Raw genomic sequence first — 25429 nt, forward strand, 5'->3', positions numbered from 1 at the left:
TCACCCGCCTTCGCTCCCGCCGCCCGAGGCTACCGGCCGGGCTCCGCCCCGCCGGTCAACCCCCGTGGTACAGGTTCTGCGTCGGCTCCACGCCCTTCAGAACCACGGACTCCACCACGTCCGCCGCGCGATCCACCAGGAACTCCAGCTCCTTGCGCTCCGACGGGGAGAAATCCGAGAGTACGTAGTCAGCCGGGTCCTGCCGGCCCGGCGGCCGGCCGATGCCGAACCGCACCCGTACGTAGTCCTTCGTGCCGAGCGACTTCGACATCGAGCGCAGGCCGTTGTGCCCGCCCTCGCCGCCGCCGCACTTCACCCGCACCTGCCCGTACGCGATGTCCAGCTCGTCGTGCACCGCGATCACATGCGCCGGCGGGATCTTGTGGAACTGCGCCAGCCCGGCCACCGGACCGCCGGAGAGGTTCATGTACGTCAACGGCTTCAGCAGCACCAGCTTCGGGCCGCCGAACCCCAGCCGCCCCTCCGCGGCCTCGGCCATCGCGCGCTTGTGCCGCCCGAACTTCGCGCCCACCCGGGCCGCCAGCAGGTCGGCCACCATGAACCCGACGTTGTGCCGGTTGCCCGCGTACTCCCGGCCGGGGTTGCCCAGGCCGACCACCAGCCACGGCCCCGCCTCGTCCGTCACCCGACGCCCCTTCCCGCTCGCTCGCCCGACCAGCCGTCCCGATACGCCGACAGGCGCCCCCGGGCACCGGGGACGCCTGTCGCACAGCCTTGCGGACCGGTCAGGCCTCGGTCTTCGCCTCGGCCGGGGCCTCCTCGCCCTCGGCGGCCGGAGCGCCCTCGGCACCCTCGGCGGTCTCCTCGCCGGCCTCGGCCTCGGCCTCCTCGGTGGCCTCCTCGACCTCGGGGAGGGTGGCCTCGAGCTGCTCGGCGGTCGGGGCGGCGGTCACGGAGGCGACCTGCGTCTCCGCGTCCGTGGCCAGCTCGACGCCGGCCGGCAGCTCGACGTCGGCGGCGGTGATCTGGGTGCCGACCTCGGCGCCCTCGATCGACGCCTCCAGGTGGTCCGGCACCTTGGTCGCGTCGGCGGTCACCGACAGCGTGTCGTGGTCGTGCACGATCAGGGTGTCCTTCGCGGCCTCACCGGTCAGCTGGACCGGGACCTCGACGGTGACCTTCTCGCCGCGGCGGACCAGCAGCAGGTCCACGTGCTCGAAGGTGTCCTTGATCGGGTCACGCTGGATCGCCTTCGGCAGCGCCAGCACCTGGGTGCCGTCGCTGACCTCGATCGCGAAGAGCTGGTTCGCGCCGCCCTTGCGGATCGCGGCGGCGAACTCCCGCGCCGGAAGCGCGATGTGCTTGGGCTTCTCGCCGTGGCCGTACAGCACGGCGGGCACCTTGCCGGCCCGGCGGGTACGACGGGCACCACCCTTGCCGAACTCGGTACGGGGCTCGGCGCTGATCTTTACCTCGGACACGGGGAAACTCCTGATGCTTCGCTGCGGCGGCTTGTCGTCTGGCGGTGCTGGGGCGAGGGGCTCGCTGGGGCTAGGGTCATGAACGACCGCCCGGAGCACCGCGTCGATGACGGCGCCTCCGTGCGGTGCTTGTCAGCAGCCCGCCGGGCACCCTCGCCGTGGCAACCGCACCAGTCTACCCGAGGGGATTCCCGGCTCTCCGGCAGTCCCCCATATCACCGCCCCGCCGGTTCCGCAGGGCATCGGCCCGGCCGCCGGGAACCCCCGGCGACCGGACCGCACGCTCAGCTCAGGCCACCGAACAGGGTGGTCACCGAGCCGTCGTCGAAGACCTCCCGGATCGCCCGCGCCAGCAGCGGGGCGATCGACAGCACGGTCAGCTTGTCCAGCTGCTTCTCCGACGGCAGCGGCAGCGTGTTAGTCACCACGACCTCGCTGATCGGGCTGTTCTTCAGCCGCTCCGTCGCCGGGTCGGACAGCAGCGCGTGGGTCGAGGCGACCACGATCTCCGCCGCGCCCTGCTCCTTGAGGATGTCCGCCGCCTTGGTGATCGTGCCACCGGTGTCGATCATGTCGTCCACGATCAGGCACACCCGGCCCTCGACCTCACCGACCACCCGGTTCGCCACCACCTGGTTCGGCTTGAGCGGATCGCGGGTCTTGTGGATGAACGCCAGCGGGCAGCCGCCCAGCCGGTCGGTCCAGCGCTCCGCCACGCGTACCCGGCCCGAGTCCGGCGCCACCACGGTCATCGGCCGGCCCGCGTACTTGTGCTCCACGTACTCGGCCAGCACGTCCATCGCGAACAGGTGGTCCACCGGGCCGTCGAAGAAGCCCTGGATCTGCGCGGTGTGCAGGTCGACGGTCAGGATCCGGTTCGCGCCGGCGGTCTTCAGCAGGTCGGCGATCAGCCGCGCCGAGATCGGCTCCCGGCCGCGGTGCTTCTTGTCCTGCCGCGAGTACGGGTAGAACGGCAGTACCACGGTGATCCGCTTGGCCGAGCCGCGCTTCAGCGCGTCGACCATGATCAGGGTCTCCATGACCCAGGTGTTCACGCCGTGCGTCACGGACTGCACCACGAAGGCGTCCGAACCACGGACCGAATCCTTGTACCGTACGAAGATCTCGCCGTTGGCGAAGTCGTACGCGTCGGCCGGCGTCGGCGCGACGCCGAGCACCTCACCGATCTCCTTGGCCAGCTCCGGAAAACCCCTCCCGGAGAAGAGCATCAGGCTCTTGCGGTTTTCGGCGACGATGCTGCCCATGGGCCCGTCTGCTCCCGTATGTCGGTGGTGCCCGGCGGCGGTGGGGCCGGGGACTGTTCGGTTGCAGTATGCCCCCGGTTCAGCGATCCACCCACGGCCCGGCGATCCCCGTGGATTCAGTCACCTTCGCTTGCGGCGCCGCCCGTGTCCGACGCACCCTCACCGGCCCGCCGCGCCGCCTCCGCGGCGTCCGTACCGGCGCGCTTGCGCAGCACCCAGCCCTCCACGTTGCGCTGCTGACCACGCGCCACCGCCATCGCACCCGGCGGCACGTCCCCGGTGATCACCGAACCCGCAGCCGTGTACGCGCCGTCGCCCACCCGCACCGGCGCCACGAACATGTTGTCCGCCCCGGTACGGGCGTGACTGCCGATGGTGGTGTGGTGCTTGCGTACCCCGTCGTAGTTGACGAAGACGGTGGCCGCGCCGATGTTGCTGTGGTCACCGATCGTCGCGTCGCCCACGTACGACAGGTGCGGCACCTTCGAGCCGTCACCGATCGACGCCTTCTTGGTCTCCACGAACGTGCCGACCTTCGCCTTGCGGCCCAGCCGAGACTCCGGCCGCAGGTACGCATACGGGCCGACGCTCGCCTGCGGGCCCACCTCGGCGCCGAGCGCGTGGCTGCGCACGATGCTCGCGCCCGCCCCCACCACCGTGTCCACGAGCGTGGTGTCCGGGCCGACGAGCGCGCCCTCACCGACCGTCGTGGCGCCCTGGAGCTGCGTGTTCTGGTCGATCACCGCGTCCCGCTCGACGGTCACCGTCACGTCGATCCAGGTGGTGTGCGGGTCGAGGATGCTGACGCCGGTACGCATCCAGCCCTCGTTGACCCGGTCGCGCAGCAGCCGGCGCAGCGCGGCCAGCTCGACCCGGTCGTTGCAGCCGAGCGTCTCCACGTGGTCGGCGGCGCAGTGCACAGCCACCGGCTCGCCGGCGTCGCGCAGCAGCGCGAAGACGTCGGTCAGGTACTCCTCGCCCTGGTCGTTGTCGGTGGAGAGCTTGCCCAGCGCCTCCCGCAGCCGGGCCGCGTCGAACGCGTAGATGCCCGCGTTGATCTCCCGCAGCGCGCGCTGCTGGGGGGTGGCGTCGCGCTCCTCGACGATCTGCTCCAGGTGCCCCTGCACGTCCCGCACGATCCGGCCCAGGCCGGTCGGGTCCGGCACCTCGGCGGCCAGCACGGTGGCCGCCGCGGCGGCGTCCTCGTGCGCCTCGACGAGCGCCTGGACCGTCTCCGGCCGCAGCAGCGGCACGTCCCCGTTGATCACCACGACGGTGCCGGTCGCGTCGGGCACCGCGTCCAGCGCGATGCGGACCGCGTGCCCGGTGCCGAGCTGGCGCTCCTGGAGCACCGGCGTGGCACCCGGGGCGACCTCGGTCAGGTGCTCCCGGACCTGGTCGGCGCCGTGGCCGACCACGACCACGGTGCGGTCCGCGCCGAGCGGGCCGGCCGCGGCGAGGACGTGACCGAGCAGGGTACGGCCGAGCAGCGGGTGCAGCACCTTGGGCAGGGACGACTTCATCCGCTTGCCCTCACCGGCGGCGAGCACGACAACGGTGCGGAGGTGGGGCTGGGACACGACGTGGCTCCCGTCGGGACGGCGACAGTCTCGCGGTCATGCTAACCACGCGACGGAGGGCAAACAGCAGAAGCTCCCGGGAGAGGATTCGAACCCCTATAATCAGGACCAAAACCTGACGTCCTGCCATTAGACGACCCGGGATGGTCGAAAACGGGCAAATAGTATTACGCCCGCCGGCTGCCTACACCTTACCGGTCACGACGTGGATCTTCATTGCTCATTCCTTTCATGATCCCTTCGATCCTCCAATAGAGACGGGTTCCACTCACGACGTGCACGGTCAGGCAGCCGTGGTAGTCGGCCCCGACGTTCTTGCGCCTGGTCAGCGGCCGGTGCCTCTTGATCGTGGTGGGCTGGAAGTCCTCCGCCGGCACGCCCACCCGAGCCGCCCACCACCGCACCGCAGCCGCGTCGTCCGCCGTCTCGTGGATGCTCACCCGAAACCTCCGGTCCTCGACCGGCACCTCGACGGCGTCCAGGAAGCGAAGGAAGAGCATCACCAGCAACGGATCACTGTTGACGAATTTGATCCGGCAGTCGTTCGGACGCCAGGGCTTCGCCTTGCCACCCTCACACCAGTAGATCGCCGCGCCGATCAGCAACAACTCGCGCCGGTCGAGGCACCGAACCCAGTCCGCCGACGCGGCCACCACCTCGGCCCGGGCCGCGTCCCGCGCCGCCCGGTGCGCGCTCCACTGCGCGTCAGCACGCGCCTGCTGGGCGACCCGCCGCCGCCGGCGCACCAGCGCCGGATCCAGCGGCAGATGCCGAGTCCACAGGTATGCCGTGGACTTCGAGACGTCGAGCACCCGCGCGATCTCCCCCACCGGTGAGCCGGCTCGCCGCAGAGCCAGCGCCCGCGCATGCAGCTCCGGCTTCCACCCTCGATAAGACGGCGGACGGGTACCAGACTCATCACCGACGGTCACCCGCGCAGATTAGGACGTACGTACGACAGTGGCCGGTCTGACCGTGAGCGTCGCGCCTGGCAGGATGGACGGGTGACCGACGTTTCCGGCAGCGACCGCGCCCGGCGGCGGCCCGTGCCGGCGGCGAAGCCCTCCCGGGTACGGATGTCCGCGACGCAGCGACGCGAGCAGTTGATCTCGATCGCCCGGCAGATCTTCGCCGAGAAGGGCTTCGACGCGACCTCGATCGAGGAGGTGGCGGCGCGCGCCAAGGTCTCCAAGCCGGTGGTCTACGAGCACTTCGGCGGCAAGGAGGGCCTCTACGCGGTGGTGGTGGACCGGGAGGTCCGCGCCCTGCTGGACCGGATCACCACCGCGCTGACCGCGGGCAACCCGCGGGAGCTGCTGGAGCAGGCCGCGCTGACGTTGCTGACCTACATCGAGGAGGAGACCAGCGGCTTCCGGGTGCTGGTCCGCGAATCACCGCTGATGTCCGCGACGGGCAACTTCAGCAGCGTGATGAACGACGTGGCGCACCAGGTGGAGCACATCCTGGCGGGCGAGTTCTCCATCCGGGGCTACGACCCCAAGCTGGCGGAGCTCTACTCGCAGGCGCTGGTGGGCATGGTGGCGCTGACCGGCCGCTGGTGGCTGGAGGTGCGCAAGCCGCGCAAGGAGACGGTGGCGGCGCACCTGGTGAACCTGGCCTGGAACGGGTTGTCGCACCTGGAGTCGAAACCGGGGCCGATTCCCCGGGGCTGACGCCGCGTCAGCGCAACAGCCGCGTCAGCGCTCGCCGATCGGGTGGTACCGGCGCTGCCGCTCCTCCTCGGCGTGCTCGGCGGTGCCGACCTTGTCGTACAGGCCGGTGGCGAGCAGGACCAGCCCGAACAGCAGCGACACGATGACCGTCGACATGGAGAAGTTCAGGAAGTTCGCCGAGGTCTGCAGCACCGACATCATCAGGATGCCGGTGACCAGGAAGACCACGCCGGCGGTGAGGTTCATGTAGTGGCCGAGGTTGTCGCGGCGGGACGCCCCGACCAGCAGGACCGCGCCGAAGACCACCGAGACCAGCGAGAAGGCCAGGTTGGTGCGCAGGCCGAGCGCCCAGTCGCTGTCCCGGCCGAACAGTCCTTCGCCCCAGGTCTGGAAGACGCCGAAGACGCCGAAGACCAGGATGTAGAGGCCGATGAGCCCGGACAGCACCCGGTAGAGCGGCCGTGCGGGGTGGTTCACCGGGAAGTGCGCCATGATGCCCTCCAGCCGTGTGACTGATTCGGGCCAATTGTCGCTTGGGATGTCCGTCGGCGTCCGGAAAACACCGAAGGCCCGGCGCAGCGCGCCGGGCCTTCGGGTACGAGACGGGATCAGAGCACCAGGCGGGCCTTCTGCCAGGCCTCGTGCTCGTCGTCGGAGCCGACCTTGCCGTACATGCCGACCATCAGGAGCACCAGCGACAGGGTCAGGACCACGACATCGGTCATGATCGAGAAGTTGAAGATGTTGGCGTCGGTCTGCAGGAACGCCAGGGCGGCCAGGCCGATCACCATCAGCGTGTAGGCCAGCCACTGGTTGATCGCCACGTCGAGGTTGCGGCCGATCGCGGTGCCGACCAGGATCACGACGCCGACCAGCACCGACAGCAGCGAGAACGCCATGTTGGTGCCCTGGCCGAGGACCTTCGTGTCGTCCTGGGCGAGGAAGTCGTTGCCGGCGCTGGCGATGATGCCGAGGCCGCCGAAGACGACGAAGTACAGACCAACGAGCCCGCCGATCGCCCGGTAGATCGGCCGCGCGGGGTGGTTGACGGGGGTGTGGGCCATCTCTGCGTCTCCAAAAGACCGTTCGGACGAGGGTTCCACCGGTGATTGTCCCGTACGCCGGTCAGTGACGCCGCACACCCCCCACCCCGGCGGCAGGTCAGCCGCCCGGGAGCTCCTCGGCGAGGGCCAGCCAGGTCTCCTCGGTGCGGTCCCGCTCGGCTCGTACCTCCTTGAGCTGGGCGTCCAGCTCGGCGACCCGGGCGTAGTCGGTGGCGTTCGCGGCGAGCTGCTCGTGCAGGCCCGCCTCCTTCTGTTCGAGCTTGGCGATCTGCCGTTCCAGCCGGTTCAGTTCCTTCTTCGCGACGCGTACCTCGGCCGCTGACATGCCCTCGCGCGCCGGCGCCGCCGTGGCCGGGGTGAGATCGGCGGGCGCCGGGCCGCCGGACGCGGCGGCGCGCACCAGGTACTCGTCGACGCCGCCGGGCAGGTGCACCAGCCGGCCGTCACCGAACATGCCGTACGCGACGTCGGTGACCCGCTCGATCAGGTAGCGGTCGTGGCTGGCCACGACGATCGTGCCGGGCCACGAGTCGAGCAGGTCCTCCAGCGCGGCGAGCGTGTCGGTGTCCAGGTCGTTCGTGGGCTCGTCGAGCAGCAGCACGTTGGGTTCCCCGGCGAGCAGCCGCAGCATCTGCAGGCGGCGGCGCTCACCGCCGGACAGGTCGCTCACCGGGGTCCAGAGCCGCCTGTCGTCGAAGCCGAAGATCTCGGCGAGTTGGGCGGCGCTGATCTCCCGGTCGCCGAACTGCACGCGCCGGGCCACCTCCTCGACGGCTTCCAGCACGCGCAGGTGGCCGGGGAGTTCGGCGAGTTCCTGGGACAGGAACGCGGGCCGGACGGTCTGCCCGGCGGCGAAGCGCCCGCCGTCGGGGCCGGTCACCCCGGCGAGCATCCGCAGCAGCGTGGTCTTGCCGGCGCCGTTGCGGCCGAGGATCGCCACCCGGTCGCCGGGACCGACCTGCCAGGTCGTGTCGTGCAGGATCTCCTTCGGGCCGGCGTGCAGCCGGACGTGGTCGAGGTCGTACACCTGCTTGCCGAGCCGGGCGGTGGCGAGCCGTTGCAGCGACATGGTGTCGCGGGGTTCCGGCACGTCGGCGATGAGCGCGTTCGCGGCGTCGATGCGGAACTTGGGCTTGGAGGTGCGTGCGGGGGCGCCCCGGCGCAGCCAGGCGATCTCCTTGCGGAGCAGGTTCTGCCGGCGGGCCTCGGTGGCGGCGGCGACGCGTTGCCGTTCGACACGGGCGAGCGTCCACGCGGCGAAGCCGCCCTCGTACGCCCGGACGGTCTGGTCGGCGACCTCCCAGGTGGTGGTGCAGACGGCGTCGAGGAACCAGCGGTCGTGGGTGACCACGACGAGCGCGCCCTTGCGGGTGACGAGGTGCCGGGCCAGCCAGTCGACGCCGCCGACGTCGAGATGGTTGGTGGGCTCGTCGAGGACGAGCAGGTCGGCGTCGCGGACCAGCAGCGCGGCGAGCGCGACGCGGCGGCGTTCCCCGCCGGACATCGGGCCGACCGGCGTGTCCAGGCCGAGGTGGGGCATGCCGAGGCCGTCGAGGATGGCGCGCACACCCGCGTCGCCGGCCCACTCGTGCTCGGCACCCATGCTCTCGCCGAGCCAGGCGGTGCCGAGCACGACGTCCCGCACGGTCAGCTCGGGGGCCAGGTCCAGGCGCTGCGGCAGCCAGGCCACCCGCAGGTCGCGGCGGTGCGTGACGCGGCCGTCGTCGGGTTCCTCGGTACGGGTCAGCAGCCGCAGCAGCGTCGACTTGCCGGCGCCGTTGAGACCGACCACACCGACCCGGTCGGTGTCGTCGAGGCCGAGCGAGACGTCGGTGAGCAGCGGCCCCGCGGCGCCGTACCCCTTGGACACCCGGTCCAGGTTGACGATGTTGGCCACTGACCCACCCCTCACGACTCAGGCGTCCCGGGGGCCCGGGACGCCTGAGTCAAGGGTACGGGGCGTCAGACCACGCGGGCGCCGGCGACCGGACCGTGCGCGACGCGGGCCTCCCGGCACACCCCGGCGGCGGTGATCTCGGCGGCGATCCGGACCGCGTCGGCCTCGCCGGTGGCGAGGAAGACGCAGGTGGGCCCGGAGCCGGAGACGATGCCGGCGAGCGCGCCCGCGGCCTCGCCTGCCTTGAGCGTCTCGGCAAGCGACGGGCGCATGGTCAGCGCGGCGTCCTGGAGGTCGTTGCCGAGCGTGGCGGCGAGCACCCGCGGGTCGCGCTGGCGCAGCGCGGCGAGCAGCGCGTCGGTGCTGCCCAGCGGCGTGCCGGCGGCTCCGCTGTCGCGCAGCCGGTCCAGTTCCCGGTACGCGGCCGGGGTGGACAGGCCGCCGTCGGCGATCGCCACCACCCAGTGCCAGGAGGTGGGGCGGGCCAGTACCGGGCTGACCGCCTCGCCCCGGCCGGTGCCGAGCGCGGTGCCGCCGTGGATGAGGAACGGCACGTCGGAGCCGAGGTCGGCGGCGATGCCGGCGAGTTCGTCGCGGGACAGCCCGGTGCCCCAGAGCGTGTCGCAGGCGACCAGCGCGGCGGCGGCGTCGGCACTGCCACCGGCCAGCCCGCCGGCGAGCGGGATCTGCTTGCGCAGGTGCAGCCGGGCGTGCGGGGCGACGCCCGCGTAACCGGCGAGCGCGTGCGCGGCGCGCAGCGCCAGGTTCGTGTCGTCCAGCGCCAGCTCGCCGGCGCCCTCGCCCTCCATGGTGAGGGTGAGCGTGTCGCCGCGACGGGCGGTCAGCTCGTCGTAGATGGAGATCGCGTGGTAGACGGTGTTCAGCTCGTGGTAGCCGTCACGCCGCAGCGGTCCGACCCCGAGATGCAGGTTGACCTTGGCGGGCACCCGCACCTTGACCGGGCCGCCGGACCCGCGCCGCTGCCCGTCCTCGTCCCCCGGTCGCCATGCCTCGGTCACCGGGTGGACTCCACCGGACGTGGGCGGATGTCGAGCGGCTTCGGCACGGTCAGCTCCTCGGCGAGGGGTCGGGCAACGGCGCCAGCCTACTGCTCGCCGCCGGGGGCGTCCGGGGCCGACGCGGCGATGGCGGCGAACTGCTCGACGGTGAGCGATTCGCCCCGCGCGGACGGGTCCACGCCGGCGGCGGTGAGCGCCGCGGCGGCCCGGTCCGCGCCGCCGGCCCAGCCGGCGAGGGCGGCGCGCAGCGTCTTGCGGCGCTGCGCGAACGCGGCGTCGACGACGGCGAAGACGGCCTTCCGGGGTACGTCCGGCCGGGGTGGCTCGCGCCTGGTGAACGCGACCAGGCCGGAGTCGACGTTCGGCACCGGCCAGAACACGTTCGGCGGGACCTTGCCGGCGGCGCGGGAGCGGGCGTACCAGGCGAGTTTGACCGACGGGATGCCGTACACCTTGGAGCCGGGACCGGCGACGAGCCGGTCGGCTACCTCCTTCTGCACCATCACCAGGCCGTGGCGCAGCGTGGGCAGCTCGGCGAGCAGGTGCAGCACGACCGGCACGGCGACGTTGTAGGGCAGGTTCGCCACCAGCGCGGTCGGCGCCGGGCCGGCCAGGTCGGCGGCGGTGACCCGCAGCGCGTCGGCCGGGTGGACGGTGAGCCGCTCGGCGGCCGACCCGGCGAAGCGGGCGGCGGTCTCCGGCAGCGCGGCGGCGAGCGCCGGGTCGAGTTCCACAGCGTGCACGTGCGCGGCGACCGGGAGCAGGGCGAGCGTGAGCGAGCCGAGCCCCGGGCCGACCTCCAGTGCCACGTCGTCGGGGGTCAGCCCGGCGGTGGTGACGATGCGGCGCACGGTGTTGGGGTCGTGCACGAAGTTCTGGCCGAGCTTCTTGGTCGGCGTGACGCCGAGGCGCGCGGCGAGTTCCCGGATCTCCGCCGGGCCGAGGAGTCCGGTCACGCCGGGCATCCTCTCACCACGGCCCGAACGCGCGGTCGCCGGTCGCGGAGATGGTGGCGCAGAGTTCGTCCAGGTCGGTGCCGGTGGTCTCGGCGAGGAAGCGGACCGTCAGCGGGATCAGGTACGACGCGTTCGGCCGTCCCCGGTACGGCATCGGGGTCAGGTAGGGCGCGTCGGTCTCCACGAGCATCTGTTCCGGCGGGGTGACGGCGGCGGCCTCGCGCAGCGCGGCGGCGCTGCCGAACGTGACGGTGCCGGCGAAGCTGAGCAGGAAGCCGCGCCGGACGCACTCGCGGGCGAAGCCGGCGTCGCCGGAGAAGCAGTGCATGACCACGGTGTCCGGGGCGCCCTCGTCGTCGACGATGCGCAGCACGTCGGCGTGCGCGTCCCGGTCGTGGATGACCAGCGCCTTGCCGTGCCGCTTGGCGATGGCGATGTGCGCCCGGAAGCTCTCCTCCTGCGCGGCCCGCCCGTCGTCGCCGGTACGGAAGAAGTCCATCCCGGTCTCGCCGACGCCGCGGACCCGGTCCCGGCCGGCGAGCGTCTCGATCTCGCGCAGCGCCTCGTCCAGGTCGGCGAGCCGGGGCGCCTCGTTCGGGTGCAGCGCGACGGTGGCGAGCACCGGGGCGTACCGGTCGGCGACGTCGGCGCCCCACCGGGACGAGTCGACGTCCACCCCGACCTGGACGAGCCGGTCCACGCCGGCCCTGGCGGCGACGTCGATCGCGGCGGCCACCGGGTCGTCGCCGGGGGCGCCGCCCGGAGGCGTGCCGAACTCGCCGACGGTGATGTCGAGGTGGGTGTGGCTGTCCGGCACGGGCACGGGCAGCGGCTCGGGGGCGGGCGGGAACTCCCCGGCCCGGCGGGCGGCGCGCTGCTTGCGGGTCTCGGTCTTCTCGGTCATCGCGGCCAGCATCACACACCGGCCCGGTACGGCGTTCCCGGACCGCCACCGGCTGTTCACGTGCCCCACATCTGGCGGGCTTAGCGTCCCGGAGTGACAGTCACCGACCAGGCCGGCGGGCCCGCCTCCGACCGGGCCGGGTTGCGCGTGACGTACGGCGGCCGGGTGCATCCGGCGGAGGAGATCGCCCGGGGCGCGGCGTACGAGTTGTTCAGCGCCGACGAGGCACCCGGGTTCGAGTGGTGTCCCCGGCCCGGCAGCGGCTATCCGTGGCGCCGGTTCGTGCACGCGACCGAGGTGGACGCGGTGGACGGGGGCGCCGGGCCGGGCGACGACACGGATGCGCCGCTGCTGATGCCGGTGCACCGGGACCGCGGCTGGGCGTACGTACACCGGCTCAGCCAGCAGCCGGGCGCGGCGGCCGATCCGACGCTCGCCGCGGTGCGGGCGTCGGCGGTGGTCCGGCCCGGTACCCGGATGGTGAAGGTGCTCTCCGCCCGGCAGCTCGCCGGCTACGTGCGGGGCGTGCTGCCGCACGGCTTCTGCTACCGGGAGCACGATGTGGCGCACCTGCGGACACCGGCCGGGATGGCGGTGCTGCGGGGCGATTCCGAGGGCGGCGACGTGGCGTACGCGCTGCGCTGGCGGGCCGCCGACCCGGCCGACTACGACGTGCCGGTGGGCCCGGCGCACCAAGGGCTCATGGCGTTGCCGCCCCGGGACCGGCTGGGGCCGCCGGTGCTGGGTACCGGGTTCGTGCCGAGCAACGGGCAGCTCGTACCGGAGTTCGTCACCCGGGAGTTCGCCGACCTGCCGATGCCGGCGAACGCCACGCTGCTGGCCTACCCTGCCGAGGGGGTGGAGGTGGTGCTCTACACCTACCAGGCGGAGCAGCGGGGCTGGCTGCGCCTGGCCGGGCCGCAGTGGCGGCACCTGCTCGCCGCGGTGCCCGGTCTGGCCGCCGACCAGGAGTACGTGCCGACCGGCGACGCGCCGCGCTCCACCCGGCTCGTCGGCACGTACGCGGGTTCGGAGTACGAGGCGGTGGCCGACCAGCCGGGCGGGTTCCGGGTGCTGGCGATGACCCGGGCGGCCCGGTACCCGGTGGACGCGCCGGCCCGCCGGGTACGCACGGCGGCCTGGCGCGGGGTGCCGTGCCTGGTGCTGCGGGAGGAGGGCGGCTGGCTGCGGTTGCGGCTGCGCCGCCCGGATCCGGACGGGGTGGCCGCGACCGGCGCGCAGTGTCTGGAACGCGGCGTGTACGAGGTCTGGGCGCCGGGTGCCGAGCTGACCGACGACCGGGTGGTGGACCTGCCCTATCCGGCCCGCCACGAATAGACGAGGGCAGGTCGGGAAGGCGTGGTGGGTCCGAGAAGCCCGCGCGAGGGGGAATCCCGACATGCCTTTCGTCACCGTCGGTACGGAGAACTCCGCACCCATCGACCTGTACTACGAGGATCACGGTTCCGGTCAGCCGATCGTGCTGATCCACGGTTTCCCGTTCAACGGGGCGACCTGGGAGAAGATGAGCGGTCCGCTGCTGAACGCCGGATACCGGGTGATCACGTACGACCGGCGAGGGTTCGGCAACTCCGCCCAGCCGGCCATGGGCTACGACTACGACACGTTCGCCGCCGATCTGGACGTGCTGATGACCGAGCTGGACCTGCGCAACGCCATCCTGGTCGGGCACTCGATGGGCACCGGCGAGGTGACCCGCTACCTGGGCGCGTACGGGTCGGACCGGGTGGACCGGGCGGTCCTGATGGCCCCGTTGGCGCCGTACCTGCTGAAGGCGCCCGACGACCCGGAGGGCGTCGACAAGAGCATGTTCGAGGGGTTCCAGAAGGCGATCATCCAGGACCGGTTCGCCTACCTGACCCAGTTCTGCGACGCGTTCTTCAACGCCAGCGAGAACCGGGGGAAACTGGTCAGCGACGAGGCGTACCACGCGCACTGGCAGATCGGTGCGCAGGCGTCGGCCAAGGGCACCCACGACTCGGTGGACGCCTGGCAGACCGACTTCCGCGCCGACCTGCCGAACATCGACGTGCCGGTGCTGATCATCCAGGGCGACAAGGACAACGTGCTGCCGTTCCCGGTGACGGGCCAGCGGCTGGTGAACATGCTGTCCGACGCCAAGCTGGTCACGCTGAAGGGCGCGCCGCACGGGACGCCGTGGACCCATCCCACCGAGGTCAACAAGGCCATCATGGAGTTCATCGGCAAGCCGAGCATGGCGACCGCCTGACCTGGCGGACGACCGCGGCCCCGGGGATCTCCCCGGGGCCGCGGTCACACGTGCGTGGTCAGCCGGCCAGGCGGGCCAGTTCCTCCTCGACGATGGACGGGTCGAGCTTGCGGAACACCGGCTTCGGCGCCGCGAGCGGCCGGCCCACTTCCAGGGGTACGGACTCCCAGCGCGCCCCGACCGTGTAGTCACCGGTCAGCACCGGGTACGACGGCCCGCCGTCGAGGTCGTCGACCTCCTCGATCACCGGCATCGGGGCGTGCGTGCCGGTGCCGCCGAGCAGCTCGTGGATCTTCTGGGCGGAGTGCGGCAGGAACGGGGTGAGCAGCGTGTTGGCGTCGCTGACCACCTGGAGGGCGACGTGCAGGATGGTGCCCATCCGGGGCTTGTCGTCATCGCCCTTGAGCTTCCACGGCGCCTGCTCGGAGAGGTACTTGTTGGCCTCGGCGACGACCTTCATGGCCTCGCCGATGGCCTGCTTCTGCCGGTGCCGGGCGATCAGGTCGCCGACCACGCCGAAGCCGGCCTTCGCGGTGTCCAGCAGCGCCTGGTCGGCCTCGGTGAGCCCGGCCGGGTCGACCGGCGGGATGGCGCCGAAGTTCTTCGCCGCCATCGACACCGACCGGTTGACCAGGTTGCCCCAGCCGGCGACCAGTTCGTCGTTGTTGCGGCGCAGGAACTCGGCCCAGGTGAAGTCGGTGTCGTTGCTCTCCGGGCCGGCCACCGCGATGAAGTAGCGCAGCGCGTCGGCGTCGTAGCGCTCCAGGAAGTCCCGGACGTAGATGACCACCTTGCGGGAGGAGGAGAACTTCCGTCCCTCCATGGTCAGGTACTCGCTGGACACGACCTCGGTGGGCAGGTTGAGCCGGCCCAGCTCGCCCGGCTCGCCGTCGCGGGTGCCCTCACCGGAGTAGCCGCCGAGCAGCGCCGGCCAGATCACCGAGTGGAAGACGATGTTGTCCTTGCCCATGAAGTAGTAGGAGCGGGCGTCCTTCCCCTCCCCGTCCGCCGACCACCACTTGCGCCAGGCCTCCGGGTCGCCGGTACGCCGGGCCCACTCGATGGACGCGGACAGGTAGCCGATGACCGCGTCGAACCAGACGTAGATCCGCTTGTCCGGGCGGTCGCGCCAGTCGTCGAGCGGGATCGGCACGCCCCACTCCAGGTCGCGGGTGATGGCTCGGGGCTGGAGGTCGTCGAGCAGGTTGCGGGAGAACCGCAGTACGTTCGGGCGCCAGCCGTCGCGGGTGTCCAGCCACTGCCGCAGCGCCTCGGCCAGGGCGGGCAGGTCTAGGAAGAAGTGCTCGGTCTCGACGAACTCCGGCGTCTCTCCGTTGATCTTCGACTTGGGGTCGATCAGGTCGATCGGGTCGAGCTGGTTGCCGCAGTTGTCGCACTGGTCGCCGCGCGCGCTGTCGTAGCCGCAGATCGGGCAGGTGCCCTCGATGTAGCGGTCGGGCAGCGTCCGGCCGGTGGACGGGGAGATCGCGCCGGTGGTGACCTTCGGGACGATGTAGCCGTTGCGGTAGAGACCTGTGAACAGCTCCTGCACCACCGCGTAGTGGTTGCGCGTGGTGGTGCGGGTGAACAGGTCGTACGACAGGCCCAGCGCCCGCAGGTCCTCGGCGATCACCCGGTTGTAGCGGTCGGCCAGCTCGCGCGGGGTGACCCCCTCGGCGTCGGCCTGCACCTGGATCGGGGTGCCGTGTTCGTCGGTGCCGGAGACCATGAGCACGTCGTGACCGGCCATCCGCATGTACCGGGCGAAGACGTCGGAGGGAACGCCGAATCCGGATACGTGGCCGATGTGGCGCGGGCCGTTGGCGTAGGGCCAGGCGACCGCGGCGAGAACGTGACTCATGAGCAGCAAGCCTAGTGATTGCCGTGGGTGCGCCGCGAACCAATGGGGTGCGCGCTCCGACCGTACGTCCGATTTGTCGCCGACACGCGGCGTGAGCTGCCCGACAAGCCCGACGTACCGGTGTGAAATGAACATCGTGACCAGCAGACCAGCGGCGCCCGAGCCGTCGGCCGCCGCCACCCGGCGCGCGGCGCGGCCCGCGCCGCCCGGCGGGCCCGTCGCCCCGCAGCCACGGCTGGACCCGGCGGACCCGCCGGTGGAGGTGGAGCCGACCACCGGAGCGCCGGTGGACGCGGTGCCGAACCGCGTGCCGGTACGCCAGCCGCGCTGGCAGCGGGAGTCCGCCCCGTCCGGCGGCTGGGCGCCGATCGAGGAGGTGCACTGGGACGGCACGCCGCTGCGCGACGAGCCGCGCCCACGTCCCGCCCGGCACCCGGCGCGGCGGGAACGCATCCGCCCGGTCGCGCCGCCGAGTCCGCCCGCCGGGCTGGCCGTGCTGCTGACGCTGAGCCTGCTCGCCGCGTTCTTCGCCTGGGTGAGCGCCGGGCCGTTCTGGCTGGCGGCCGGTCACTCGACCGGCGGCACCGTGATGATCACCGAATGCGCGGGGAGCGGGCTCACCCAGCGCTGCCGGGGCATCTTCTCCGCCGACGGCGACCGGTTCCAGGCCCATGGGGTACGGGTCAGCGGCGTACCGGCCGGGCGCACCGACACGGGTAGTTCACTGCGGGCGCGGATGACCGGGCCGGACGGGTCCACCGCCTACGCGGACACCGGGGTCGGGCGGCACCTGCGCTGGCTGCTGGGGCTGGCCCTGGTGGCCGGCTGCGCCGCCGGGATCGCCAGGTGGACCGGGGCGACCCGGCTCGCTGACGAACGGCAGCGGCGCTGGGCGGTCGGCCTGGCGCTGGCCGGGCCCGCGTTGATCACCGTCGGCTTCCTGGCCGCCGCCTGGTAGGTGCCCGGCGCCTCAGCTGTGCACCACCGCGTACACCTCGCGCCGCCGCAGCCCGTACGCGGTGGCGACCTCGGTGATCGCGTCCCGCCGGGACAGCCCGGCCGCCTCGCGCTCGGCCACCGCCGCGCGCAGCGTCTCGTCGTCCGGCCGGACCGCGGGCGTGGCCGGTGCGCCGGCCACGACGAGCGTGATCTCGCCACGGGGGTCGCCCTCGGCGGCCCACTCGGCCAGCTCGCCGAGCGGCCGGCGGACCACTTCCTCGTACGTCTTGGTCAGCTCGCGGCACAGCGCGGCGGGCCGGTCGGCGCCGAACGCCTCGGCCAGGTCGGCGAGCGCGCCGGCGATGCGGTGCGGCGCCTCGAAGAACACCAGCGTGCGGTCCTCGGCGGCGAGCGCGCGCAGCCGGGAGCGGCGGGCTCCGGGGGTACGCGGCAGGAAGCCCTCGAAGCAGAACCTGTCGCAGGGCAGCCCGGACAGCGCCAGCGCGGTGGTCACGGCGCTGGGCCCGGGCGCCGCGGTGACCGGCACTCCGGCGTCCAGCGCGGCCCGGACCAGCCGGTAGCCGGGGTCGGAGACGCTCGGCATGCCGCCGTCGGTGACCAGCGCGACCGTGTAGCCGGCGACGAGCACCTCGGCCAGTTCCGGCGTGCGCCGCTCCTCGTTGCCCTCGAAGTACGAGACGATCCGGCCGGGCACGGTCACGTCCAGGTCGCGGGCCAGCCGGGTCAGCCGCCGGGTGTCCTCGGCGGCGACCACGTCGGCGGCGGCCAGCACCTCGCGGAACCGGGCGGACGCGTCGGCCGGGTTGCCGAGCGGCGCGCCGAGCAACACGAGCCGCCCTACCTCGGACATTTCCCCCACGACGTGCGCTCCTTCATCGACGGTCGTACCAATTTCGGAGACGACAGACGCCACCGGGCACCTTCGCAGCCTACGATCGCCGGGTGACGAGTGCGTCGACAGCACAGAGCGCGAACCCGGACCCTTCCACCACCGACCGGGGCGACGGCTCCGGGCGCGGGCTTCCCGCCGCCGTGCGGCGCCGCCTCGCCACCGTCGATGATCGCATCGGCCGAGGTCAGGCGTGGCTGGCGACAGCGGTGGTGGTGGGCGTCGCGGCGATCCTGCGCTTCGTGGGGCTCAGTTTCCCGCCCGGGAAGGTCTTCGACGAGACCTACTACGCCAAGGACGCGTACGGGCTGATCGACCGCGGCTTCGAGTGGAACTACAAGGACAACGGCCCCTCGTACGTGGTGCATCCGCCGCTGGGCAAGTGGATGATCGGCATCGGCGAGTGGGCCTTCGGCTACCAGGACGCGGACAGCGGCGTCTCGGTGCCGGGCCACCTGATCACCACCTCGCCGGAGTTCGGCTGGCGCTTCGGCGCGGCCGTGGCGGGCACCCTGTCGGTGCTGCTGCTTGTCCGCATCGGGCGGCGGATGTTCCGCTCCACGGTGCTCGGCTGCGCGGCCGGCCTGCTGCTCGCGCTCGACGGCTACCACCTGGTGCTGTCCCGCACGGCCATCCTCGACATCTTCCTGCTGCTGTTCGTGCTCGCCGCGTTCGGCGCGCTGGTGCTCGACCGGGACGCCCGGCGGCGGCGCTGGGCGCGGGCGCTGGAGGGCGGGCTCGACCCGACGCAGCCGGGCCGGGCCGGCCGGCCGTCGTCGGGCTGGCGGGACTGGCCGTGGTGGCGGCTGGCGGCCGGGGTGCTGCTCGGCTGCGCCTGCTCGGTGAAGTGGAGCGCGCTCTACTTCGTACCGGCGTTCGCGTTGCTGGTGCTGCTCTGGGAGGTGGGTGTCCGCCGCTCGTCCGGGGTACGCCGGCCGTGGCGCGACGCCGTGCTCGACGAGCTGCCCTGGCTGCTCGCCGCCGGCGTGCTGATGGTCGTGACCTACGTGGCGACCTGGTCGGGCTGGCTGCTCGGGCAGGACGGCTACTACCGCCTGGCGGAGCGCTACCCGAACAACCCGGAGCTGAGCGACACCCCGTTCATCGGGGCGCTGATCAATCTGTGGGAGTACCACAAGGCCGCGTACGGCTTCCACACCCAGCTCGACGATCCGCACAAGTACCAGTCCTGGCCCTGGCAGTGGCTGCTGCTCGGCCGCCCGGTGGCGTTCCACTGGTCCGGGGACGGCAGTTGCGGCGCGCCGAGTTGCGCCTCGGAGGTGCTGCTGCTGGGCACGCCGCTGCTGTGGTGGTCGTTCCTGCCGGCGATCGCCGCGACCGCCTGGCTCGGCCTGGCCCGGCGCGACTGGCGGGCGGGCGCGATCCTGCTCAGCGCCGCCGCCGGCCTGCTGCCGTGGTTCTGGTTCGCCCTCGACGGCCGGACGATGTTCTCCTTCTACGCCGCCCCGGCGGTGCCGTTCCTGGTGCTCGCGGTGGTCTACGTGCTCGGCGCGATCGCCACTCCCGCGCCGGTGTCGAACACGGCCGCGCCACCGGACCCGCAACAGGTCCACGACAGGCGGCTGGTGGGCGGGATCATCGCGGGCGCGTACGTGTTGCTCGTGGCGCTCTGTTTCGCCTACTTCTACCCGATCTTCGTGGGCCGGGTGCTGCCGTACGCGGACTGGTCGGCGCGGATGTGGCTGGACGGCCGCTGGATCTGAGGCGGGGCGCCGGGCGCCTGCGCGGCGCCCGGCACTGCCCGGCGCCGGGCACAAAGAAAGCGCGCCCCGATCGCCTGCCACGGGGGAAGCGGGCGATTGGGGCGCGCAAGACAGAGCTTAACCACACTCCGGCAACGGCACAACGGGTGCGGGCCGGTCAGATTTCCGACGAGTGCACCACCGGCCGAAAGGTTTACATGGTGCAGCTAACGGTGGGTGGCCGAGCGCGACGGTGACGGCCCCGGCGGACGCCGGAAACGGGCCTCCGGCGGGCACCCGCGACCCGGATGATCTTCCAAAGTGGATCTCACTACACTTCGCCCGGTGATCAACAAGAGACGATCGACGGCCGTCCTCATCGGACTGCTGGCGGCGGCCGCGATGATCGGGCCGAGCCCCGCCGGGGCCGACGACGAGACCACCGAACCCGTCGCCGAACCACCCAAGGTCGAGCTGGTCCTCGATGTCAGCGGATCGATGCGGGCCCGCGACATCGACGGGCGCAGCCGGATCTCCGTCGCGCAGCAGGCGTTCAACGAGGTCGTCGACGCCCTGCCGGACGAGACACAGCTCGGCATCCGGGTGCTCGGCGCCACCTACCGGGGCAAGGACAAGAAGCAGGGCTGCCTGGACACCCAGCAGATCGTGCCGGTCGGCCCGGTGGACCGTACCCAGGCCAAGGCCGCCGTCGCCGGACTGCGCCCGACCGGTTTCACCCCGGTCGGGCTGGCGCTGCGCTCCGCCGCGCAGGACCTGGGCACCGGCAGCACCGCCCGCCGGATCGTGCTGATCACCGACGGTGAGGACACCTGCGCCCCGCCCGACCCGTGCGAGGTGGCGCGCGAGCTGGCCGCCCAGGGCACCCGGCTGGTCGTCGACACGCTCGGCCTGGCGCCGGACGAGAAGGTACGCAAGCAGCTGCTGTGCATCGCCGGCGCGACAGGGGGCACCTACACCGCCGCGCAGAGCGCCGACGAGCTGACCGGCCGGATCAAGCAGCTGGTCGACCGCGCCCGGGACACGTACACCGCCGCCCCGGCGGTGGTCGGCGGCGGCTCGGCCTGCGAGGGCGCGCCGCTGCTCGCCCCCGGCGTCTACAGCGACCGGGAGGCGTTCTCCGAGCACCGCTGGTACCGGGTGCCGGTGCGCCCCGGGCAGGAACTGCGCGCCTCGGTCAGCGTGGCGCTGGATCGCCCGGTCAACCCGGACTACGGCGTGCTCCTGCGCGCCACCGCGCCGGACGGGCGGGAACTGGTGCGGGGCGTCGACGCGGGCAGCGGGCGTACCGACGTGGTCTCCGCCGGGCTGCGCTGGTCGGCCGCCGAAGAGGAGAAGGAGGACGGCCCGAGCGCCGAGCCGACGCCGGGCACGGAGCAGGCCGTACGGACCGTCTGCCTGGTGGTCAGCAACTCGTTCGCGGCCAAGCCCGGCACCCAGGCCCGGCCCGGCATGCCGGTCGAGCTGACGGTGGACGTGGTGGCCGCCTCCCCCGCGCCGGACGGGCCGGACCTCGGCCGCGGCTGGGTGCTGCTGCTCCTGCTCACGCTCGCCGGACTGCTCACCGGGCTGGTCGCCGGACTGCTCACCCGCTGGTGGGTGCACACGTGGAGGACGAACTGAGCATGCGTACGCTGATCCGCGCCGCGGCGGCGACCACCGCCGTCGGTCTCGCCCTCACCCCGGCGGCGGCCCTGGCCGCGCCCAGCCCGTCACCGGGCGCGACCACGGTGACCAAGGCCGGCACCTCGTTCCTCACCGCCACCACCGTCACCGCCGGTCAGCCGGTGCAGGTGGGCGCGTCCACAGGCGACCACCTGTACTGGTCGTTCCGCGCCGACGCCGGGCAGGTGCACGAGATCACCGCCACCGTCACGTTCCCGAAGTCACGCAGCGGCGCGTCCACCTGGACCGTCGACGTCTTCGACGGGCTGCGCCGCCGGCAGGCGTGCACCGCGGGCGCGCAGACCCCGACCGCCGGCGCGTCGGCGACGAGCGTCGCGCTCGGCTGCACGCTGCGCCGGGTACGGCCGTGGGCCGAACCCTGGTCGGGCGACCCGCTGCCCGGCACCTACTACATCCGGCTCTCCGTCACCGACCTGCCCGAGCCCGACCTCGGTCTGCCGATCGAGGTGGAGATGCTCGTCGGCGCGACCGACGAGGGCGGCGCGTCCGGCGACGACGGCGAACTGGCCGCGCCGCTGGTGCCGAACACCCGGGCCGGCACCGTGCTCGCCGCCGAGCCGACGCCCGAACCGGTGGCCGACGAGGAGATCGACCTGACCGGCTGGCTCCCCGAGGCCGGCTCGCGCTGGGTGTGGACCACTGTGGGCGGCGTGCTCGCCGCCGTGGCCGGCGTGGTCGGCTTCGGGCTCACCCGGCGGCCCCGCCGCCCTTGAGAACCGCCGCCCTTGAGAACCGCCGTCCCTGAGAACCGCCGTCCCTGAGACCGCAGCCGGTGGCCGCCGCGAACCCGACGCGGCGGCCACCGGACGCGCTCACGCCTCGGCGATACGCGGACCGCGCGGCACCCAGCCGATGAACCGGTCCTGGAGCGCGGTGACCGGCACGGAGCGCAGATCCTGCGTCGCCGCGGCGAGGCACGACCCGAGATAGACGCTCAACGACGCCCGGTCCACCTGGTACTCGCTCAGCAGATGGTGACGTTTCGTGGCACAGGGCCACTCGTCACCGCACGAGTCGCAGGTCCAGTCCGGGGTCACCGGCACGTGTTCGCCGCCGGTACTCCCCGGAACCTCCGCGCCAGGCGTCATCGGCCGCTCCTTCCGAGTCAGGATTGGTGGTGATGGACCGGTTGCTCCCCCGCAACGTTCCTTCAGCGCCGCAGCACGCCCAAGCGTTACGGTACGTTCACCGCGTGTCCCCGTCATCCACCACTCGTGCGTGATCTGCTCCCGGCCACTGTCGCCGTCGCGCTGGCCGGCCCGGCCGATTGGACCGGTGAGCTGCTCCCGGCCGAACTGAGCGCCCTCGGCGAACGCGCGGTCCCCGGCCGCCGCCGCGACTTCACCGCCGGGCGCGTCTGCGCCCGCCGGGCGCTCGCCGCGCTCGGCCTGCCCCCCACGCCGGTACCCGCCGGCGCCGACCGGGCCCCGATCTGGCCGCCCGGCGTGGTCGGCGCGATCACCCACACCCGGGACTACTGCGCCGCAGCCGCCGCCCGGGCCGCCGACGTGCGCGCCGTCGGCATCGACGCGGAACGCTACCGGCCGCTCTCCCCGGGGGTACGCCGAAAGGTGTGCCGTCCCGACGAGGAGGCGGACCTGGCCCGGCTGCCGGCCGGCACGCCCTGGCCGACGGTGTTGTTCAGCGCGAAGGAGACCGTCTACAAGGTCTGGCACCCGCTGGTCGGTACGTGGCTGGGCTTCGCCGACGCGCGCGTCACGCTGGACCCGGACGCGGGCACGTTCCACGCCGAGATCGCACCGGCCCGGCTCGCCGCCGCCCCGGTGCCCGATCCGCCGTCGGCGGTCACCGGACGGTTCGCCGTGGACGACGACCTGGTCCGCACCGCGGCCGTCCTGCCACGTCGATGAGGCACTACCGGCCGGCTTGTGCCCGGCTTGTACCGTCGTTGCGACGGAAAATCCCGAAGGCGCCCCAAGGAGTACGGTGAGCCACCCTCAGCCTCCGTCCGGTTCACCGGACCCGAACCAGCAGCCGCCGGAACCGCCGACCCAGGCGTTCCCCACCGCACCGATGCCGCCGGTGCCGGACAGCCCGTACGCGCCGCCGCCCGCTCCGACCTCGGGTGCGCCGCAGCCGCCCGTGTCCGGCGCGCCGCAGTCGTCGGCCTCCGGGGTGCCGTATCCGCCGCAGCCGGGTCCGGGCGAGCAGTACCCGCCCGCGCCCGCTCCCACCGAGGCGTTCCCGCCCCCGCCGCCCACCTCGGGCGCGCCGTACCCGCCGCCGGGCAGCGAGTACCAGCCGCCGGGCGGCGCGTACCAACCGAGCGGCGCGTACCCGCCGCCGGGCTCCGAGTACCAGCAGCCGGGTGCCGCCTACCAGCCGCCGGGCTCCGAGTACCAGCCGCCGGGTGGGGCGTACCAGCAGCCGGGGGCCTATCCGCCGCCGGGCGGTTACCCGCCGCCGGGTGGTGGGGCGTACCCGCCGCCGGGAGCGCCGTTCGGGCCGCCGGCGAAGAAGTCGAACAAGAACGTCTGGATCACGATCGGCATCGTCGCCGTGATCCTGCTGCTGCTGTGCTGCGGTGGCGGCATCTTCGCCATCTACAGCGGCGCGAAGAAGACCCAGGATGCGATCGACTCGCTGCCCACCCCGGGCGTCACCTACGGCCAGCCGACGGCTGACGCCCCGACGGGCGTTCCCACCGGCACGCCGCAGCCGGGCAACACCGACGACAAGACGTTCAACATGCCGGCCGGCGACAGGCTGGTCGTCAACGACGACCGCGGCACCATCGAGATCACCGTCGGCAACTTCCGGACCCGGAACGCCGCCTGCAACGAGGTCATGCCCGGACCGAAGAACGGCATGTTCCTGATCGCCGACGTGACCGCCGAGATCACCAAGGGCACCGGCTCGATCAACCCGTTCTACTTCACCTGGGTCGCCGCGGACGGCACCGAGGAGAGCGGCATCGGCGGCGCCTTCTCCGGTTGCGGCAAGCTGATGACCTCGGGCACCAACCTGCCCGTGGGTTCCAAGCGCAGCGGCCAGCTCATCTTCGACGTGACGGACCAGAACGGCGTCGTCGAGTACCGGCACCTCTTCCGTCCCGCCGGGTCCTGGAAGCCCTGACCCACGCGCGACCCCGCACGGGGGCCGGTCCACAGCGGACCGGCCCCCGTGTCCGTTCGGGTGACGCCGGCAGCCGATCGGCCATTTCCATGTGCGCGTGCCGGCCCCCGGTCGCCAGGCTCGGAGCATGGCTAACGAGACGACGATCCCGCTGCTGCCGTGCCGGTCCCTGGACGACGTGGCGCCCTTCTACCAGGCCCTCGGCTTCGAGGTCACGTACCGGCAGGAGCGCCCCAACCCGTACGTGACGCTGCGGCGGGAGGATCTGCACCTGCACTTCTTCGGGATGCCGCAGTTCGATCCCGCCGACTCGTACGGCTCCTGCCTGGTCGTGGTGGACGACCTGGTCGACATCCACCGCGCCTTCGCCGACGGCATGCGGTCCGCATACGGCAAGGTGCTCGTCTCCGGCGTACCCCGGATGACCCGGCCCCGGCCCCGCCACAACCAGGAGGGTCATTTCGGGTTCAGCATCGTCGACCCCGGCGGCAACTGGATCCGGTTCGTCGGCCGGGCCACCCCGCCGGAGACCGACGACAGGGGTGGGCTGGCCCGTACGCTGCGCAACGCGGTGGTGCAGGCCGACTCGCGCGGCAATCCGACGCAGGCCGCGCGGATCCTCGACGGCGCGCTCGCCCGCCCGGGGGCCGCCGACGACCCGGCCGTCCACGTGGAGGCACTGGTCTACCGGGCGGAGCTGGCGCTGCAACTCGACGAGCCGGAGTCCGCGCGGGAGTTGGTGCGGCAGGCGCGCTCGATCCCGCTGGACGACGGTTCACGCGACGCGCTGGCCGACACGATGCGGCACGCCGAGGACCTGCTCACCGCCCTGCCGCCCGCGTGACCGCACGACGGACTGGCGGCGACGGTTTGCCGTAGCGGTCAGCGGGGACGCGACGCGGCAGGCGGCGAGCGCCGCCACGCGACGATCCGGGGAGGCGGCATGAGCGTCGAGCGCGCGAAGAACGACCTGGAGGACCTGGCCGGCCCGGCCCGGGCGCGGCTCGGTGACCTGAACCAGGACGAACACGCCGAAGCGGACCGGGTACGCGAACAGGACGAGATCCGGGGCAAGCGCCCCGGCGAGCACATCCAGGCGGACGCCCGCGACGCCGACGACGACTTCTCCACCTGACCCGGTGTCACCGGAGATCCTGCGTGGAGA

Annotated in this window: 24 protein-coding genes, 1 tRNA gene and 1 pseudogene; 11 read left to right on the forward strand and 15 right to left on the reverse strand. The window is 72.8% G+C overall.

The annotated features are described in order from the left end of the window. Positions 1-55: 55 nt before the first annotated feature. The 6 genes and pseudogenes from pth to OC439_RS06280 form a co-directional block, all read right to left on the reverse strand. Positions 56-646, reverse strand: a complete 591-nt coding sequence (gene pth / locus OC439_RS06255) for an aminoacyl-tRNA hydrolase (protein WP_262012614.1) — start codon at positions 644-646, stop codon at positions 56-58. A gap of 100 nt (positions 647-746) precedes the next feature. Then, complete coding sequence (locus tag OC439_RS06260; protein WP_262012615.1) at positions 747-1442, reverse strand: 50S ribosomal protein L25/general stress protein Ctc; 696 nt, start codon at positions 1440-1442, stop codon at positions 747-749. A 284-nt stretch (positions 1443-1726) separates the two neighbouring features. Further along, positions 1727-2707 carry a ribose-phosphate diphosphokinase gene (locus tag OC439_RS06265; RefSeq protein ID WP_013283956.1) on the reverse strand — a complete coding sequence of 327 codons (981 nt, stop codon included), beginning with the start codon at positions 2705-2707 and terminating at the stop codon, positions 1727-1729. 56 nt (positions 2708-2763) lie between these two features. Beyond that, a pseudogene (gene glmU, locus OC439_RS06270) lies at positions 2764-4287 on the reverse strand (bifunctional UDP-N-acetylglucosamine diphosphorylase/glucosamine-1-phosphate N-acetyltransferase GlmU); the annotation flags it as partial. Between the two features lie 73 nt (positions 4288-4360). Further along, a tRNA-Gln gene (locus OC439_RS06275) sits at positions 4361-4431 on the reverse strand. Positions 4432-4478: 47 nt separating this feature from the next. Further along, on the reverse strand, positions 4479-5219 hold the full coding sequence (locus tag OC439_RS06280) for a helix-turn-helix domain-containing protein (RefSeq protein ID WP_262012616.1): 741 nt from the start codon (positions 5217-5219) through the stop codon (positions 4479-4481). 72 nt (positions 5220-5291) lie between these two features. On the opposite strand from OC439_RS06280, the gene OC439_RS06285 reads away from it, so the two are divergent. Next, positions 5292-5960: a TetR/AcrR family transcriptional regulator gene (locus tag OC439_RS06285; protein WP_013473950.1), complete on the forward strand. Its 669-nt coding sequence runs from the start codon at positions 5292-5294 to the stop codon at positions 5958-5960. A 24-nt stretch (positions 5961-5984) separates the two neighbouring features. Here OC439_RS06285 and OC439_RS06290 read toward each other — a convergent pair whose 3' ends face one another. From OC439_RS06290 to OC439_RS06315, 6 genes are all read right to left on the reverse strand, one after another. Continuing rightward, complete coding sequence (locus OC439_RS06290) at positions 5985-6452, reverse strand: DUF4383 domain-containing protein (RefSeq protein WP_262012617.1); 468 nt, start codon at positions 6450-6452, stop codon at positions 5985-5987. 116 nt (positions 6453-6568) lie between these two features. Then, positions 6569-7024, reverse strand: a complete 456-nt coding sequence (locus OC439_RS06295) for a DUF4383 domain-containing protein (protein WP_194798671.1) — start codon at positions 7022-7024, stop codon at positions 6569-6571. 97 nt (positions 7025-7121) lie between these two features. Next, positions 7122-8921, reverse strand: a complete 1800-nt coding sequence (locus OC439_RS06300; protein ID WP_262012618.1) for an ABC-F family ATP-binding cassette domain-containing protein — start codon at positions 8919-8921, stop codon at positions 7122-7124. Positions 8922-8986: 65 nt separating this feature from the next. Beyond that, a complete protein-coding gene (locus OC439_RS06305) occupies positions 8987-9940 on the reverse strand; it encodes a 4-(cytidine 5'-diphospho)-2-C-methyl-D-erythritol kinase (RefSeq protein WP_262012619.1) in 954 nt (317 codons plus the stop codon). Between the two features lie 86 nt (positions 9941-10026). Beyond that, the gene (rsmA, locus tag OC439_RS06310; protein WP_262012620.1) at positions 10027-10896 is read right to left on the reverse strand and encodes a 16S rRNA (adenine(1518)-N(6)/adenine(1519)-N(6))-dimethyltransferase RsmA; all 870 of its coding nucleotides are present in this window, start codon (positions 10894-10896) and stop codon (positions 10027-10029) included. Positions 10897-10909: 13 nt separating this feature from the next. Further along, on the reverse strand, positions 10910-11812 hold the full coding sequence (locus tag OC439_RS06315; protein WP_262012760.1) for a TatD family hydrolase: 903 nt from the start codon (positions 11810-11812) through the stop codon (positions 10910-10912). Positions 11813-11893: 81 nt separating this feature from the next. On the opposite strand from OC439_RS06315, the gene OC439_RS06320 reads away from it, so the two are divergent. Continuing rightward, complete coding sequence (locus OC439_RS06320; protein WP_262012621.1) at positions 11894-13138, forward strand: hypothetical protein; 1245 nt, start codon at positions 11894-11896, stop codon at positions 13136-13138. Between the two features lie 61 nt (positions 13139-13199). After that, positions 13200-14051: an alpha/beta fold hydrolase gene (locus OC439_RS06325; protein ID WP_262012622.1), complete on the forward strand. Its 852-nt coding sequence runs from the start codon at positions 13200-13202 to the stop codon at positions 14049-14051. A 58-nt stretch (positions 14052-14109) separates the two neighbouring features. Here the strand turns inward: OC439_RS06325 and metG are convergent, their stop codons facing one another. After that, the gene (gene metG / locus OC439_RS06330; RefSeq protein ID WP_262012623.1) at positions 14110-15912 is read right to left on the reverse strand and encodes a methionine--tRNA ligase; all 1803 of its coding nucleotides are present in this window, start codon (positions 15910-15912) and stop codon (positions 14110-14112) included. Positions 15913-16039: 127 nt separating this feature from the next. On the opposite strand from metG, the gene OC439_RS06335 reads away from it, so the two are divergent. After that, complete coding sequence (locus OC439_RS06335) at positions 16040-16870, forward strand: hypothetical protein (RefSeq protein ID WP_262012624.1); 831 nt, start codon at positions 16040-16042, stop codon at positions 16868-16870. Positions 16871-16882: 12 nt separating this feature from the next. On the opposite strand, the gene rsmI is transcribed toward OC439_RS06335, so the two are convergent. Next, a complete protein-coding gene (gene rsmI, locus OC439_RS06340) occupies positions 16883-17722 on the reverse strand; it encodes a 16S rRNA (cytidine(1402)-2'-O)-methyltransferase (protein WP_396880388.1) in 840 nt (279 codons plus the stop codon). Between the two features lie 92 nt (positions 17723-17814). On the opposite strand from rsmI, the gene OC439_RS06345 reads away from it, so the two are divergent. The 3 genes from OC439_RS06345 (at position 17815) to OC439_RS06355 (ending at position 21881) form a co-directional block, all read left to right on the forward strand. Further along, positions 17815-19485: a dolichyl-phosphate-mannose--protein mannosyltransferase gene (locus OC439_RS06345; RefSeq protein WP_262012626.1), complete on the forward strand. Its 1671-nt coding sequence runs from the start codon at positions 17815-17817 to the stop codon at positions 19483-19485. A gap of 324 nt (positions 19486-19809) precedes the next feature. Then, a complete protein-coding gene (locus OC439_RS06350; RefSeq protein WP_262012627.1) occupies positions 19810-21105 on the forward strand; it encodes a VWA domain-containing protein in 1296 nt (431 codons plus the stop codon). 2 nt (positions 21106-21107) lie between these two features. Continuing rightward, positions 21108-21881 (forward strand): peptidase, encoded by a 774-nt coding sequence (locus OC439_RS06355; RefSeq protein WP_262012761.1) that lies wholly within the window; start codon positions 21108-21110, stop codon positions 21879-21881. A 99-nt stretch (positions 21882-21980) separates the two neighbouring features. Here OC439_RS06355 and OC439_RS06360 read toward each other — a convergent pair whose 3' ends face one another. Next, the gene (locus tag OC439_RS06360; protein ID WP_262012628.1) at positions 21981-22256 is read right to left on the reverse strand and encodes a hypothetical protein; all 276 of its coding nucleotides are present in this window, start codon (positions 22254-22256) and stop codon (positions 21981-21983) included. Positions 22257-22382: 126 nt separating this feature from the next. Between OC439_RS06360 and OC439_RS06365 the strand changes: the two genes are divergently transcribed. From OC439_RS06365 to OC439_RS06380, 4 genes are all read left to right on the forward strand, one after another. Continuing rightward, positions 22383-23039 (forward strand): 4'-phosphopantetheinyl transferase, encoded by a 657-nt coding sequence (locus OC439_RS06365; RefSeq protein WP_262012629.1) that lies wholly within the window; start codon positions 22383-22385, stop codon positions 23037-23039. 76 nt (positions 23040-23115) lie between these two features. Further along, complete coding sequence (locus OC439_RS06370; protein ID WP_262012630.1) at positions 23116-24264, forward strand: hypothetical protein; 1149 nt, start codon at positions 23116-23118, stop codon at positions 24262-24264. Between the two features lie 127 nt (positions 24265-24391). Continuing rightward, a complete protein-coding gene (locus OC439_RS06375; protein WP_262012631.1) occupies positions 24392-25108 on the forward strand; it encodes a VOC family protein in 717 nt (238 codons plus the stop codon). 99 nt (positions 25109-25207) lie between these two features. Continuing rightward, positions 25208-25399, forward strand: a complete 192-nt coding sequence (locus OC439_RS06380; protein WP_262012632.1) for a general stress protein CsbD — start codon at positions 25208-25210, stop codon at positions 25397-25399. Positions 25400-25429 lie beyond the last annotated feature (30 nt).

It is taken from the genome of Micromonospora sp. Mcm103 (assembly GCF_024519755.1).
Lineage (GTDB): Bacteria > Actinomycetota > Actinomycetes > Mycobacteriales > Micromonosporaceae > Micromonospora > Micromonospora aurantiaca.